Raw genomic sequence first — 14,550 nt, forward strand, 5'->3', positions numbered from 1 at the left:
TCACCGCAGCACCTCCACGAGGGCGTCGACGGGGGCCTCGGCGACGCCGAGCACCAGGGTCGGGGCCAGCCCGACCGCGAGGGCGAGCAGCACCAGCGGCGCCCATGCGACCAGTTCCGCGCCGGCCAGGCCGGGGGTCAGCCGCCCGACCGCCGGGCTGGGCCGCCCGTGCGTCACCCGGCGCAGCAGCCGCAGCAGGTACGCGGCGGTGAGCGCCCCGCCGATCGCCGCCAGCACGCCCAGGGTGGTCCAGAGCGCCCCGCCCACCTCCACGGCGGCGACCACGGCGAACGCCTCGCCCCAGAAGCCGGCCAGCCCAGGCAGGCCGAGCGAGGCGACGGCGGCGAAGCCGAGCAGCCCGGCGAGCCGGGGAGCGGTCTCCCGCAGCCCGGACAGCTCGTCCAGCGACCCGGTGTGCGTACGGTCCTTGATGGCGCCGGCGAGGAAGAAGAGCAGGCCGGTGATCACCCCGTGCGCGACGTTGCCGATCAGGGCCGCCTGGATGCCGGTGGTGGTGAGCGTGGCGACCCCGAGCAGCACGAAGCCCATGTGCCCGACGCTGGAGTACGCGATCAGCCGCTTCAGCTCCCGCTGCGCGAGGCAGACCAGCGACCCGACCAGGATCGCCGCCACCGCCAGCACGCCGACCACCGGGGCGGCCCAGCGGGCGCCCTCCGGCGCCACCCCGACCGCGATCCGGACCAGCCCGTACGTGCCCATCTTGAGCAGCACCCCGGCGAGGACCACGCTGCCGACGGTGGGCGCCTGCGTGTGCGCGTCGGGCAGCCAGGAGTGCAGCGGCCAGAGCGGGCTCTTCACCGCGAAGGCCAACGCGAGCAGCGTGAACGCCGCGAGCTGGGTGCCCCGGGACAGGCCCGTGCCGCCGGTGAGCGCCACCACGTCGGCCGTCCCGGCGGCGGCCACCACCACGTAGACGCCGACCAGCAGCAGCACCGAGCCGAACAGCGTGTAGAGGGCGAACTTCGCCGCCGCCCGCCGCCGGTCCGCGCCGCCCCAGCCGGCGATGATGGCGTACATGGGGAGCAGGACGACCTCGAAGAAGACGAAGAAGAGCACGAGGTCGAGGGCGAGGAAGGTGCCGAGGATGCCGACCTCGACGACCAGCAGCAGGGCCACCAGCGCCCGCCCGCTGCCGCCGTCGGGCACCTTCCACAGGGTGTAGGCGCAGCAGAGCAGGGTGAGCAGGGCGGTCAGCACGACCAGCGGCCACGAGATGCCGTCCACCCCGAGGTGGAAGCGCAGGTCGAGGCCGGGCACCCAGGGCAGGTCGAGCCGGTGCCACGGGCGCACGGCGGGGGCGTCTGCCGCGTAGGTGGTCCAGCCGCGGTCGCCGAGGAAGAGCAGCGCGGCGGCCACCAGGGTCAGCGCGGCGAAGACCGTGCCGACCGCCCGGGCCGCGCGGTCCCGGGGCGTCGCCGCCACCGCCAGCGCGCCGAGCGCCGGCAGCGCCAGCACCGCCACCAGCAGGAACTCCCCCGTGGTCACAGCGTCACCTCAGTTCGCGACTGCGGGGCTCGCAAAACCGGCTCACTCCTCGCGCTCACGGGACCACTCCGATCACGACGGCCGTCAGGCCGATCAGCAGCGCCCCGGCCAGCACGCCGACCGCCGCGCGCGGCAGCGCCGCGCGGTGCAGCGCCGCCAGGCCGCCGCCGAGGCCGAGCGCGGCCCGGCCGCTGCCCTCGACCGCGCCGTCCACCACGACCTCGTCGGCGGTACGCGTCGCGCGCGCCAGCGCCTTCGTCGGGCGTACGACCAGGGCACGCTGGGCGTCGTCGAGCCGGAACGCGGCGGCGAAGACCGGCCGCAGCGGACCCAGCGCGGTCGCCGGGTCGGCGACCGGGTCCCGCCGCCAGCGCAGCCAGGCGAGCCCCGCCCCGGCGGCCAGCAGCGCCAGTGGCAGCAGCAGCTCCGGGCCGACGTGGATCAGCAGGTGCTCCCCGGCCGGCGCGCCGGAGGTGGGCGTCAGCAGCAGCCGGCGGGCGAAGCCCTGGACGAAACCGGCGAGGCCGAGCAGGGCGGCCGGCACGGCGAGCAGCAGCAGCGGCCAGCGCATCACGGCGGGCGGGTCGTGCGGATGGGCCAACGGCATCCGCGCCTCGCCGAGGAAGGTGCGCAGCAGCAGGCGGGTGGCGTACCAGGCGGTGACCGCGACGCCGACCAGCCCGGCCAGCCAGACCAGCCAGCCGACCCAGGCCGGGGCCGGACCGGTCCCGTGCAGGGCGGCCTCCTGGGCGACGGTCAGCACGCCGTCCTTGCTCCAGAAGCCCGACAGCGGCGGCACCCCCGCCAGGGCGCCCAGCCCGACGACCGTGCACCAGAAGGTGACCGGCATGCCCCGGCGCAGCCCGCCCATCCGGGACATCAGCGTGGTGCCCACCGCGTGGATCACCGCGCCGGCGGCGAGGAAGAGCAGCGCCTTGAAGGCGGCGTGGGTGAGCAGGTGGAACAGCGCGGCCGGCGGCGAGCCGACCGCGAGCGCGCCCGTCATGTAGCCGATCTGCGAGACCGTCGACCAGGCCAGCACGCGCTTGAGGTCGTCCTGGGCGGTGGCGGCGAACGCGCCGAGCAGCAGAGTCACCGACGCCATCACGCCGAGCACGGCCAGCGCCACCGGGGTCGCCTCGAACAGCGGGTAGAGCCGGGTCACCGCGTACACGCCGGCGGCGACCATCGTGGCGGCGTGGATCAGCGCCGAGATCGGCGTCGGGCCGGCCATCGCGTCCGGCAGCCAGGTGTGCAGCGGGAACTGGGCGCTCTTGCCGGCCACCCCGGCCAGCAGCAGCAGGCAGGCGGCGGTCAGCGTGCCGGTGGCGTGGTCGTGGGCGAGCACGTCGGCGATCCGGAAGCTGCCGGCCGAGACGCCGAGCAGCGCGATGCCGAGCAGGAAACCGACGTCGCCGACCCGGGTCACCAGGAACGCCTTCATCGCGGCGGCCGGCGCCTCCGGCAGCCGGCGGTCGTGGGCGATGAGCAGGTAGGAGCAGATGCCCATCACCTCCCAGCCGACCAGCAGCAGGATCAGGTCGCCGGCGACCACCACCAGCAGCATGGCGGCGGTGAAGAGGCTGATCTGCGCCGCGTACGGCGCGTAGCGGTGGTCGGTGTCGACGTCGTCGTGCGGGCCCCGGCGCAGGTAGCCGATCGAGTAGACCTGCACGGCCAGCGCCACCGCGGCCACCGCGACGGCGACCAGCGCGGCGGCGGAGTCCAGCCGCACCCCGAGGCTGACCGTCAGCCCGCCCAGGTCCACCCAGGTCGTGGACGCCTCGGCGGGCCGGTCGAGGGTGACCAGCAGGGCGACGGCGAGCACCAGCGCACCGGCCGCACCGGCCACGCCGAGCGCGATCGCCACCCGCCGGGCCCGGTCCTCCCCGGTCCGGGCCCCGTCGGCGGCGCGCGGGGCCGGCGGCAGCAGCAGGCCGAGCAGACCCGCCACCAGCGGTACGGCCGGCAGCAGCACGCCGAGCAGGGTGGTCGTGCTCACCGTTCCCCCTCCGGGCGCTCGGTCAGCGGCACCTCGTCGACGGCGACGGTGGCCCGCAGCCGGTAGAGCTGGAGCACGATCGCCAGGCCCACCCCGATCTCGGCGGCGGCCAGCACGATCACGAAGAGCGCGAAGACCTGCCCGCCGTGCGGCAGGTGCGCGCGCACGGTCGTGTCGGCGGTGACCAGGATCAGGTTGACCGCGTTGAGCATCAGCTCGACGGCCATCAGCACCAGCACCGCGTTGCGCCGGCGCAGCACGCCGTAGACGCCGAGGCCGAACAGCAGCGCGGCGGTGACGTACGGGATGACGGGTCTCACCGCGACCGCCCGCCGTCGTCGTCCGGACCTGCGCCGGCGACGGCCGCGCCCGACCGTCCGGTGCCCGGTCCGCCGGTGCGGGACCGGTCGGTGCCCGGCCCACCGGTCCTCGGCCGGCCGATGTCGGGGCGGGAGATCACGATCGCGCCGACCAGGGCGGACAGCAGCAGCACCGAGAGCACCTCGAAGGGGAGCACCCAGCTGCGGAAGATCTGGTCGCCCAGGCGTTCCGCGGTGCCCGCCTCGGGCAGCTCCACGGCCGTCCACCGGTACGCGTCGACCAGCAGGGCGGCCAGCCCGAGCCCGGTGCCGCCGCCGACCAGCGCCGCCGCCCAGCCGGGCCGGTCCAGGTCGTCGGAGGCGCCGATCGGGGCGCGGGTGAGCATCACCGCGAAGAGCAGCAGCACCACCACCGCGCCGACGTAGATCAGCACCTGCACCCAGGCCACCAGCTCGGCGGTGAGCACCAGGTACATCCCGGCCAGCGCGCCGAGGCAGAGCACCAGGTAGAGGCCGGCCCGGACCAGGTGCCGGGTGGCCACCACCAGCACCCCCGAACCGACCGCCAGCGCGCCGAGGGCGAGCAGCAGCACGTCCGCACCGGTCATGCGCCGGCCTCGGGCTCGGGGCGTACGGGCGGGGCGGCGGGACGGGCGGCGGGCGCGGCCGGGACCGCGGCCTTGCGCGCGGCGGCGGTCTCCTCCTTCGCCGGCTCACCGTGCGGGTCGTGCGCGGGCGGCGGCGGCACGGTGCCCATCCACTGCCCCAGGTGGTCCTTGTCGTGCAGCAGGTCCTTGATGTCGTACTCGGCGTATTCGAACTCCGGCGACCAGTAGAGGGCGTCGAAGGGACAGACCTCCACGCAGATGCCGCAGTACATGCAGAGCGAGAAGTCGATGTCGAACTTGTCGAGCACGTTGCGCTGGCGGGGGCGGGCGGCGCCGGGCACCGCCACCTCCTCCTTGTGCGAGTCGATGTAGATGCACCAGTCCGGACACTCGCGGGCGCAGAGCATGCAGACCGTGCAGTTCTCCTCCAGCAGCGCGATCACCCCGCGCGAGCGGGGCGGCAGCTCGGGGGCGACGTCCGGGTACTGCTGGGTGGTCGAGCGGCGCGTCATCGTCTTCAACGTGACCGCGAGCCCCTTCACCAGGCCCGAGCCCGGCAGGCCACGGTCTCCGCCGGCGCCGCCCGGCTCGCTGCGCTCGCTGCGGTCGGTCATGCCGACCATCCTGCCCTGTGGCCGCGGCGCGCGCGACCACCACCCGGGGTCTGCCGGCGGTACCGTGAGGCGGGGAGAACGACGCACCGGAAAGGGCTCGCCATGACCGCCGCGCTGCAGGGCGACTGTCCGCCGCCGGGCGGGTGGACGGTCGACGACCTCGACCGCCTGCCCGACGACGGCCGCCGCCACGAACTCCTGGACGGAAACCTCATCGTGTCGCCCTCCCCCACGCGACTCCACCAGTCCATCGCACTGATGCTCGGTGCGGCTCTCCAGGAGAGCTGCCCCGCCGACCTCGACGTCACGCAGGGCGTCGAGGTGCGGCTCTCCCGCACCCGGGCCTTCATCCCCGACGTGCTGGTCACCGAGCTGGACGCGGCCTCGCGCAACCCCTCGCACTACCGGCCCCACGAGGTGATGCTGGTGGTCGAGATCGTCTCCGAGGGGTCGCGCAGCATCGACCGGGTGCTCAAGCCCGCGCTCTACGCCGAGGCCGACATCCCCTACTTCTGGCGGATCGAGACCGAGTCGGGGATCGTCGTGCACGTCCACAAGCTCGACCCGGCCAAGCGGGTCTACGTCGAGCAGGCCCGGATGACCGACGGGATCCTCGTGCCCGAGCCGTGGGAGATCGACATCCCGCTCGGCAGGATCACGCCCCGGTCCCGCTGAGCCCACCGGGCGCGGGCGGGAGCATCTCGACGCCCAACTGCTGGAGGAGCTGGAACAGCTCGTTGCAGCTCCACACGTCGACGATCCGGCCCGCGTCGTCGAAACGCAGGAAGCTCGCCCCCGAGTAGCTGACCACCTGCCCGGTCGGCGGCACCGGGCCGAACGGCCCGGCCTGGGTGCCCGCCGCCCGCCAGTGCACCGCCACCCGGTCCCCGGCGGCCACCACGTCCACGAGCTTGTAGCGCAGGTCCGGGAAGGCGGCGCGGCGCTCCCGGTGCCACGCCAGCGTCGCCTCCGGACCGGCCCCGCCCAGCCCCGGGCACTCCGGCGACACCAGCTCGTACGCCGACTCCTCCCGCGCGCCGTTCCACACGTCGGCGATGAAGCGTCGGGCCGCCGCCTCCACATCGATCATCGCGGCAGCCTAACCGCCGGCCGGGGCCGAGCTTGGGCGGCGGAGTCGGCACTCGGCGCGCCCGAGGGCGGCGCAGCCGCCATGATGGGACGAGCGACGGGCGACGGCGGAGGGGTGGGGCATGGGCGGCACGACCGAAGGCGGCACGACGGCTGACGCGGGAGGCACCGCCACCAGCGGCGACGAGGTGCTGATGCGGACCGGCGGCAGGTACGTCGAGCCGGGCCGCGAGTTCACCCGGGACCAGCGCTACATCGCCACCCGGATCACGGCCGACGCCCGCGACGGTTGGCCGGTGGAGCCCGGCCGGTACCGACTGGCGGTCAGCCGCGCCTGCCCCTGGGCGAACCGGCTGATCATCGTCCGGCGGCTGCTCGGGCTGGAGGACGCGATCTCGCTGGCGGTGGCCGGCCCGACCCACGACAAGCGGAGCTGGACGTTCGACCTCGACCCGGGCGGGCGCGACCCGGTGCTCGGCATCGAGCGGCTGGCCGAGGCGTACTTCGCCCGGTTCCCCGGCTACGAGCGGGGCATCACCGTGCCGGCGATCGTGGACGTGCCGACCGGGCAGGTGGTCACCAACGACTTCGGGCGGATGAGCCTCGACCTGTCCACCGAGTGGACGGCGTACCACCGCGACGGGGCGCCCGACCTCTACCCGGAGCGGCTGCGCGACGAGATCGACGAGGTGAGCGCGCTGCTGTTCCGGGACGTCAACAACGGCGTCTACCGGTGCGGCTTCGCCGGCGACCAGGCGGCGTACGAGAAGGCGTACCACCGGCTGTTCGATCGACTGGACTGGCTGGGCGAGCGGCTGTCCGGGCAGCGTTACCTGGTCGGGGACACCATCACCGAGGCGGACATCCGGCTGTTCACCACGCTGGTCCGCTTCGACCCGGTCTACCACGGGCACTTCAAGTGCAACCGGAGCAAGCTGACCGAGATGCCGGTGCTCTGGGCGTACGCCCGGGACCTGTTCCAGACGCCGGGCTTCGGCGACACGGTCGACTTCGACCACATCAAGCGGCACTACTACGAGGTGCACCGCGACATCAACCCGACCGGGATCGTGCCGCTCGGCCCCGACCTGGCGAACTGGCTGACCCCGCACGGCCGGGAGTCCCTCGGTGGCCGTCCCTTCGGCGACGGCACCCCGCCCCCGCCGCCCCCGCCCGCCGAGCGCGTCGACCCCGCCCACACCCCGCTGCGCTGACCGCGCGGCCCTACAGCGCGACGCGGACGGCGGCGGTGAGGACCAGCTGGCCCAGGGAGACGGGGACCAGGACCAGCCAGCAGAGGCGCTGGAGCTGGTCCTCGCGCAGGCGGGGGTAGGACACCCGGAGCCAGATGATCAGGAACGAGACGGCGAAGACCTTCAGCAGGGTCCACAGCCAGCCGAGCTGCGCGTCGGCGAACGGGCCCTGCCAGCCGCCGAGGAAGAGCACGGTGGTGAGCGCGGCGATCACCACGATGCCGACGTACTCGGCGAGCAGGAAGAACGCGAACCGCAGGCCCGTGTACTCCGTCATGTAGCCGAAGACCAGCTCGGAGTCGGCCACCGGCATGTCGAACGGCGGGCGGCGGATCTCGGCGAGCCCGGCGAAGAAGAAGACGACCATGGCGGGGGCCTGCCAGAGCAGCCACCACGGCTGCCACGCCTCGACGATGCCGGAGAGGCTGAGCGTGCCGGCCGCCATCGCCACCGACGCGGCGGCCAGCACCAGCGGCAGCTCGTAGCCGAGCAGCTGGGCCGCCCCGCGCAGGCCGCCGAGGAGGCTGTACTTGTTGGCCGACGCCCACGCCGACATCAGCACCGCCACGACGCCGACGCCCACGACGGCCAGCACGAAGAACAGGCCGATGTCCAGCGGCTGCCCGACCAGGTCGTCCGGGCCGAGCGGGATCACCAGCAGGACCAGCAGGTAGGGCACGAGGGCGACCGCCGGGGCGAGCCGGAAGACCGCCCGGTCCGCCTCCCGGGGCGTGACGTCCTCCTTCTGCACGAACTTCACGCCGTCGGCGACGAGCTGGGCCCAGCCGTGGAAGCCGCCCGCGTACATCGGGCCGAGCCGGCCCTGCATGTGCGCCATCACCTTGTGCTCGGCCTGCCCGACCAGCAGCGGCAGGGTGAGGAAGGCGACGAGCACGCCCCCCACCCGGATGACCAGCTCCAACCACAGTGGCATCAGGGCGTACCTCCGTCGTCGCCGGAACCCTCCGACGCGGCCGGCCCCTCCGGTGCGGGCCGGTCCGCCGGCGGGCCGGAGCGGGTCGGCCGGCCGCCGGGCGCGGCGGCCGGCGGAGCGGCGTCGGCGGGCCGGGTGGCCGCCGGGTCGGCGGGTCCGGTAGCCGCCGGGTCGGCGGGTGCCGGGCCGTCGGCGGTGGCGGCGGGCCGGGCGGTACGGGGTGGGCGGGCCCCCGGGGCCGGCCGGGCGGGCCGCTCCCGGGCCGGGCGGGCCGGGGTGCCGCCGCGCGGCCCCTCCCCGACCCCGCCCGCGCCGGCAGGCGTCGGCGTCGTCCCCCACTCCCCCGGCGCGGGTACGCCCGGCGGGCGGATCGGCCGACGCCCGCCGCCGGCCTCGGACTCGCCCGGTTCCTTCGCGCCCGGCCAGGGCTTCGCCACCCGGGAGGCGAGCACGAACTCCTTGCGCAGCGGGTGCCCCTCGAACTCGGGCGGCAGCAGCAGCGGCGCCAGCCCGGCGTGGCCGGGAAAGTCGATGCCGAACATCTCGTGCGTCTCCCGCTCGTGCCAGCTGGCACCCGGGTAGACGTCGACCACCGAGGCGACCGCCGGCGCGTCCCGGGGCACCCGGGTGCGCAGCAGCAGCCCGTGCCGGCGGGTGGTCGACCAGAGGTGCGCCACCACGTCGAAGCCGCCGGCGAGCTCGTCGACGGCGGAGAGCCAGTCGAAGTAGTCGCAGGCCAGCTCGGCGTCGTCGCGGGCCGCACGGAGCGCGTCCGGCCAGCTCGCCGGCGGTACGTCGACGGTGGCGCGGGCGTGCGCCTGGCCGCCGGAGACCGACGGGGTCACCTCGGCGGGCGCGAGCAGCGCCACCATCCGCTGCCCGACCTCTTCCGGAGTCATGCCGCTGATCCTAGGTGCTGCCCCGCGCCCCCCACCCAACCGAACGCCCCACCCACCCCGGCCACCACCCTTGCGGCGCCCACCCCCACTCCCCACCCGGGACGCCCCCACCCGGTCGATCATGCAGTGGTGGTGCCCGGTTCAACCCGGTGCGCCACCTTCGCCCCCCACCACAACTGCATGATCGCGGGCGCGGAGAGGTGGGGGTGGGACCGGGTGCGGGGAGATGGGTGCGGGCGGGCGGGCGGCGGCGGGTGGCGGGAGTAGGGCGCGGGTGGGGACTCGGGGGGTGGGGTTTGGAGGATCTGAGCGCTTTGGCGGCGGGGGGACGGGCGGCGGGGAAGGATGAGGTCGTGCGCGCTGTGACTGTCAACCCGGGTGTCGCCGACTCCCTGCGCCTGGTCGACGACCATCCGGAGCCGCCGCCCGAGGAGGGCGCGATCCTGGTCGAGGCGCTGGCGGTGGGGATCTGCGGCACCGACCACGAGATCATCGCCGGCGAGTACGGCGAGGCGCCGCCCGGCGCGGACCGGCTGGTGCTGGGGCACGAGTCGCTGGGCCGGGTGCTGGAGGACCCGTCGGGCACGCTGCAACCCGGCGACCTGGTGGCGGGCGTCGTCCGGCACCCCGACCCGGTGCCCTGCCCGAACTGCGCGGTCGGCGAGTGGGACATGTGCCGCAACGGTCGGTTCACCGAGCACGGCATCAAGGCCCTGCCCGGCTTCGCCCGGGACCGCTGGCGGCTGCAACCCCGGTTCGCCGTTGGGCTGGACCGGGCCCTCGCCTCGGTCGGCATGCTGCTGGAGCCGACCAGCGTGGTGGCGAAGGCGTGGGAGCACATCGAGCGCATCGGTGCCCGCGCCGAGTGGCAGCCGCAGACCGTACTGGTCACCGGGGCCGGGCCGATCGGCCTGCTGGCCGCGCTGCTGGCCACGCAGCGCGGGCTCGCCGTGCACGTGCTGGACCGCAACACCACCGGGCCGAAGCCGGACCTGGTCCGGGCGCTCGGGGCGACCTACCACACCGTGCCCGTCAGCGAGCTGGACTTCGAGCCCGACGTGGTGCTGGAGTGCACCGGGGCGCCGGTCGTCGTCCTCGACGTGATGTACAAGGCCGCGCCGACCGGCATCGTCTGCCTGACCGGCGTCTCCAGCGGCGGGCGGACCATCGACCTCGACGCCGGGGCGCTCAACCGCGCGCTCGTGCTGGAGAACAACGTGGTGTTCGGCTCGGTGAACGCCAACCGCCGGCACTGGGACCTCGCCGCCACGGCGCTGGCCCGCGCCGACCGGTCGTGGCTCGACTCGCTGATCACCCGCCGGGTGCCGGTGGAGGCGTACGCCGAGGCGTACACCTCCGAACCGGACGACATCAAGGTGGTGCTGGAGTTCGGTTCCTGACGAACGCTCAGAGGCCGGGCAGCCGGCCGTTGCGGAACAGGTCGACGAAGAGCTGGTGGTCCTGCCGGGCGCGGACGCCGTACGCGTGGGCGAAGTCGACCAGGTGCGCCACGAAGCCCGCCTCGTCGGCGTCCACCGCCGCGACGATCGCCTCCTCGGTGGAGTAGTCGACCAGGTCGTGACTCGACTCGTCGTCGGCCACCGAGTGCATCCGGGCGACCGCCCGGCCCAGGTCGGCCAGCACGCCGGCCAGCTCCTCCGGCTCGTTCACGTCGGCCCAGTCGAGATCGGCCGCGTACGGGGAGACCTCGGCGACGAGCTGGCCGGCCCCGTCCAGCTCGGTGAAGCCCAGCCACGGGTCGGCGTGCGCCTGGAGCGCGCGCTGCGACTCGGCGGTGCGGTGCCCCTGGTGCTGGAAGTAGCCCGCGACCGTCTCGTCGGCGATGTGCCGGGCCACCGCCGGCACCTGGGCCTGCTTCATGTAGATGACGACGTCGTTCTCCAGCGCCTGGGTGTGCCCTTCGAGCAGCAGGTTGTACGACGGCAGCCCGGCCGAGCCGATGCCCACCCCCTTGCGCAGCACCACGTCCTTGATCTGCGTGGCGACGGGACGGAACCGGGCGGAGGAGGCGGGCAGCGTGCCGAGGTAGTCCTCGAACGCGGCGCAGACCCGCGCCCGGGTCTCGGCGTCGATCTCGAAGACGCCGTCGCCCAGTGAGAACCGGCGTTCGTAGTTGTCGATGGTGGTCTGCGTGGCGAGCAGGTCGACCCGGGTGTTGAGCCGCGCCTGCTGGAGCACCCGGCGGAGCACCCCGTCGGCGTTGTCCAGGGTGATCGAGCCGATCGCGTCGTCGCCACCGGCGGCGATGGCGCGCAGCTCGGTCAGGTACGACCCCGCGAAGCCGGCGACCAGGTCGCTGATCGCCCGGTCCGAGAGCGCCTTGGCGTAGCCGAGCAGGGCCACGCTGGCCGCCAGCCGCTTCAGGTCCCAGCTGAACGGCCCCACGTACGCCTCGTCGAAGTCGTTGACGTTGAACACGAGCTGCCCGGACGCGTTCATGTACGTGCCGAAGTTCTCCGCGTGCAGGTCGCCGTGGATCCACACCCGGCTGGTCCGGTCGTCGAGGAACCGGTCGTCGGCGAAGTCGCCGACCTGGTCGGCGTAGAAGAGCGAGGCGCTGCCCCGGTAGAAGGCGAACGGCGACGCGGCCATCTTGCGGAACTTGCGCCGGAAGGCGGCCGGGTCGAGGGCCATCGACGCGCCGAACTCCTCGGTGAGCACGTCGACGATGTGGGCGGAACGCTGGTCGGCGGAGTGGTTCATGGTGCGCAGGCTAGCCCCCGCCGACCAACCGGGGCCCTCGTCCGACCGGACGGTACGGCTCAGGGGGTGGGCGGGCGGACCGGCGGGGCGGTCAGCGACTCCGCCGAGCGCGGGAGCACGCCGGTGGAGCCGGCGTCGGCCGGCGGGGCGTCGACCGGCGGGGCGAGCGCGTCCGGCCGGGGCACGCCGCCGATGCCGGACTGCTCGGCGGCGATCTTCTCCTGGAGGCGCAGGATGCCGTGCAGCAGCGCCTCGGGCCGGGGCGGGCAGCCGGGCACGTAGACGTCGACCGGGATGAGCTGGTCGACGCCCTTGGTCACCGAGTACGAATCCCAGTAGGGGCCGCCGCAGTTGGAGCACGCGCCGAACGAGATGACGTACTTCGGCTCGGGCATCTGGTCGTAGAGCCGCTTGATCGCGGGGGCCATCTTGTCGGTGACCGTCCCGGAGACGACCATGAGGTCGGCCTGCCGGGGACCGTGCGCGAACGGGATCACGCCCAGCCGCATGAAGTCGTGCCGGCCCATGCTGGTGGCGATGAACTCGATCGCGCAGCAGGCCAGGCCGAAGTTGAAGACCCAGAGCGAGTAGCGGCGGCCCCAGTTCAGCACGAACCGGATCGGCTCACCGAGCACTCCCGGCACCTGCACGACCGCCCCCTTCCCGAGCACCGCCACCAGTCAACCACAGCCCGCGGCGGCACCGGTCGACCCGTCGGCGGCCCCGTCCCGGCGTCGGATCCACGACCGCGCCAGCCGCAACCGGCCGCGGCTCGGTGGAGTGTTACCGCCGCCAGACGCCCTGGGTGGCTCGAACGGGGAGGGACAGTGACAGTGACGATGGGGGCCCGCGCCAACGAACCACCTCCGACGGTCGACGCGCCGGCCGGCGGGGGCGGGGCGGCGATCACCTTCGACGACTTCTACCACGCGCACTTCCGGAGCGTGACCGCGCAGCTCTGCGCGTACACCGGAGACCTGGGCCAGGCCCAGGACCTGGCGCAGGAGGCGTTCTGCCGGGCGCTCGCCCGGTGGGACCGGTTGGTCCGCTACGACGACCCGGTGGCCTGGATCCGGCGGGTGGCCTGGAACCTCGCCCGCAGCCGGTGGCGCCGGCTGCGTACCGCCCGCAGCCACCTGCTGCGGCAGCGGCGGGTGGAGACGCAGGTGCCGGGCCCGACGCCGGACCGGGTGGCCATCGACAGGGCGCTCGCGGCGCTGCCCGAGAAACACCGCCGGGCCGTCGTCCTGCACTACCTCGCCGACATGTCCGTCGCCCAGATCGCCGTCCAGGAGGGGGTGGCCGAGGGAACGGTCAAGTCGTGGCTGCACCGGGGCCGCGCCGTCCTGGCCACCCTGCTCGACGAGAACCCGGAGGGAGTCGGTCATGCCTGAGCAGGACCCGCTGCGGGCGCGCTTCGCCGCGTACCGCGGAGACGTGACGGACCGGATCGACGGTCCGGGCCCGGACGCGGCCCGGCGTACGCTGCGGCGTCGCCGCCGCGCCACCGTCGCGACCGGGGCGCTCGCCGTCGCGCTGGTGGTGGCCCCGATCGCCGCCGTCGCGGCGCTGCGGGAGACCTCCCCGCCGGGACCGCCGGCGGCCACGCCGACGGCCGGCCCGACCTGGTCCCCGTCGCCCGAACCCTCGCCCGACGCGTCGCGGTCACCGTCGGCACCGACCGCGCCGGACGGCCGGATCACCGGGCGGCAGCTGCGCGCCGCCACGCTCGACCTGCCGGCGTGGGCCGGCCGCAACTGCGCCGACACCACGCGCATCACCCTGCTGCCGGCCACCACGACGGAGGTGGACCGGCCGTACCTGATCAGCGTCACGCACGGCGACGTCGACGCCGACGGCGCCACCGAGACGCTGGCCCTGCTCGGCTGCCGCATCGGCGAGGCGTCGGCGAAGCAGGTGGTCGCCTTCGACCGGGACGCCGCCGGGCGGATCGTCACGCTGGGGCGGGTGGCCCGGACGCACGAGAAGGGTGACGGCGGCTTCGAGGACGTCCGCGCCGTCGCCGTGGCCGACGGGAAGGTCCGCGTCCAGGTCGCCGACATCCAGCCCTGTTGCAGCATCCCGGCGTACTGGGTGCGACAGCAGTGGCGGACGTACGGCTGGGACGGCGAGCGGTTCGCCCAGACCGGCGGTCCGACCACCTGGGGCCGGGACCCCCGCCTCACCGACCTCGCGATCTCCGCCGGGCCGTTCGTCGTCGGACCGGCGGACGAGCGCGGCCGGTCCCAGGGCACGGTGACGTTGACCGTGACCAACCGGGGCCCCCTCGACGCGGACCGCGTCGCCTTTCGACACATGGAGGCCTTCGGCACGCCCGACGGCGGCGACTGGGACCGGTGCGAGCCGCCCCGCGAACAGCCGGAGTGGCCGTCGTGCCTGACCGAGGGGGTGCCGGCCGGGGAGCGCCGGAGCTGGACCTTCCGCTTCCGCCTCGGGCCCGAGGGCCTCGACGCGGATCCGTCGGTCTGGCTGGTCCACTACGGCACCGACCACCGCTACTGGCCGGACCTGACCCCCGGGGACAACCAGGTCGACGTCCGCGTGGACAGGTGATCCGGCGGCGGCGTCCACCCGGCGGGG

The 14,550-nt window shown here is 74.6% G+C and carries 14 protein-coding genes and 1 pseudogene; 5 read left to right on the plus strand and 10 right to left on the minus strand.

Annotation, left to right across the window (positions count from 1 at the left end; all coding sequences use genetic code 11):
* Genes AB0883_RS06165 through AB0883_RS06185 form a run of 5 tightly spaced genes read right to left on the minus strand, consistent with a single transcriptional unit; the run spans position 1 to position 5,059 of the window.
* On the minus strand, positions 1-1,506 hold the full coding sequence (locus tag AB0883_RS06165) for an NADH-quinone oxidoreductase subunit M (protein WP_366639807.1): 1,506 nt from the start codon (positions 1,504-1,506) through the stop codon (positions 1-3).
* Positions 1,507-1,561: 55 nt separating this feature from the next.
* Positions 1,562-3,508 (minus strand): NADH-quinone oxidoreductase subunit L, encoded by a 1,947-nt coding sequence (locus AB0883_RS06170; protein WP_366639809.1) that lies wholly within the window; start codon positions 3,506-3,508, stop codon positions 1,562-1,564.
* Positions 3,505-3,828, minus strand: coding sequence for an NADH-quinone oxidoreductase subunit NuoK (nuoK, locus tag AB0883_RS06175; protein ID WP_366639811.1), 324 nt, complete (start codon positions 3,826-3,828; stop codon positions 3,505-3,507). The genes AB0883_RS06170 and nuoK overlap by 4 nt, the downstream gene beginning before the upstream one ends.
* Entirely contained in the window at positions 3,825-4,436 is a 612-nt protein-coding gene (locus tag AB0883_RS06180; RefSeq protein ID WP_366639813.1) for an NADH-quinone oxidoreductase subunit J, read from the minus strand. The genes nuoK and AB0883_RS06180 overlap by 4 nt, the downstream gene beginning before the upstream one ends.
* On the minus strand, positions 4,433-5,059 hold the full coding sequence (locus tag AB0883_RS06185) for an NADH-quinone oxidoreductase subunit I (protein WP_366639815.1): 627 nt from the start codon (positions 5,057-5,059) through the stop codon (positions 4,433-4,435). Before AB0883_RS06185 ends, AB0883_RS06180 begins: the two co-directional genes overlap by 4 nt.
* Positions 5,060-5,152: 93 nt before the next feature.
* On the opposite strand from AB0883_RS06185, the gene AB0883_RS06190 reads away from it, so the two are divergent.
* Complete coding sequence (locus AB0883_RS06190) at positions 5,153-5,725, plus strand: Uma2 family endonuclease (RefSeq protein WP_366639816.1); 573 nt, start codon at positions 5,153-5,155, stop codon at positions 5,723-5,725.
* On the opposite strand, the gene AB0883_RS06195 is transcribed toward AB0883_RS06190, so the two are convergent.
* Positions 5,706-6,140: an ester cyclase gene (locus AB0883_RS06195; RefSeq protein WP_366639818.1), complete on the minus strand. Its 435-nt coding sequence runs from the start codon at positions 6,138-6,140 to the stop codon at positions 5,706-5,708. The two genes, AB0883_RS06190 and AB0883_RS06195, sit on opposite strands and share 20 nt — an antisense overlap.
* 121 nt (positions 6,141-6,261) lie before the next feature.
* On the opposite strand from AB0883_RS06195, the gene AB0883_RS06200 reads away from it, so the two are divergent.
* A complete protein-coding gene (locus AB0883_RS06200; protein WP_366639820.1) occupies positions 6,262-7,353 on the plus strand; it encodes a glutathione S-transferase C-terminal domain-containing protein in 1,092 nt (363 codons plus the stop codon).
* 10 nt (positions 7,354-7,363) lie between these two features.
* Here the strand turns inward: AB0883_RS06200 and AB0883_RS06205 are convergent, their stop codons facing one another.
* On the minus strand, positions 7,364-8,326 hold the full coding sequence (locus AB0883_RS06205) for a complex I subunit 1 family protein (protein ID WP_366639821.1): 963 nt from the start codon (positions 8,324-8,326) through the stop codon (positions 7,364-7,366).
* Between the two features lie 332 nt (positions 8,327-8,658).
* A pseudogene (locus tag AB0883_RS06210) lies at positions 8,659-9,225 on the minus strand (NADH-quinone oxidoreductase subunit C); the annotation flags it as partial.
* Between the two features lie 353 nt (positions 9,226-9,578).
* Here AB0883_RS06210 and AB0883_RS06215 point away from each other — a divergent pair.
* Entirely contained in the window at positions 9,579-10,625 is a 1,047-nt protein-coding gene (locus AB0883_RS06215; protein WP_366639822.1) for a glucose 1-dehydrogenase, read from the plus strand.
* 7 nt (positions 10,626-10,632) lie between these two features.
* On the opposite strand, the gene AB0883_RS06220 is transcribed toward AB0883_RS06215, so the two are convergent.
* Positions 10,633-11,949, minus strand: coding sequence for a DUF2252 domain-containing protein (locus AB0883_RS06220; RefSeq protein WP_366639823.1), 1,317 nt, complete (start codon positions 11,947-11,949; stop codon positions 10,633-10,635).
* Positions 11,950-12,008: 59 nt separating this feature from the next.
* Positions 12,009-12,599 carry an NADH-quinone oxidoreductase subunit B gene (locus AB0883_RS06225; RefSeq protein ID WP_132231313.1) on the minus strand — a complete coding sequence of 197 codons (591 nt, stop codon included), beginning with the start codon at positions 12,597-12,599 and terminating at the stop codon, positions 12,009-12,011.
* 177 nt (positions 12,600-12,776) lie between these two features.
* Between AB0883_RS06225 and AB0883_RS06230 the strand changes: the two genes are divergently transcribed.
* Both AB0883_RS06230 and AB0883_RS06235 read left to right on the plus strand, forming a co-directional pair.
* Positions 12,777-13,343 carry a SigE family RNA polymerase sigma factor gene (locus AB0883_RS06230; RefSeq protein ID WP_233600117.1) on the plus strand — a complete coding sequence of 189 codons (567 nt, stop codon included), beginning with the start codon at positions 12,777-12,779 and terminating at the stop codon, positions 13,341-13,343.
* Positions 13,336-14,523, plus strand: coding sequence for a hypothetical protein (locus AB0883_RS06235; protein ID WP_366639825.1), 1,188 nt, complete (start codon positions 13,336-13,338; stop codon positions 14,521-14,523). The genes AB0883_RS06230 and AB0883_RS06235 overlap by 8 nt, the downstream gene beginning before the upstream one ends.
* The last annotated feature ends 27 nt before the right edge of the window (positions 14,524-14,550 follow it).

This window comes from Micromonospora sp. NPDC047812 (assembly GCF_040704175.1).
Taxonomy (GTDB): Bacteria; Actinomycetota; Actinomycetes; order Mycobacteriales; family Micromonosporaceae; genus Micromonospora.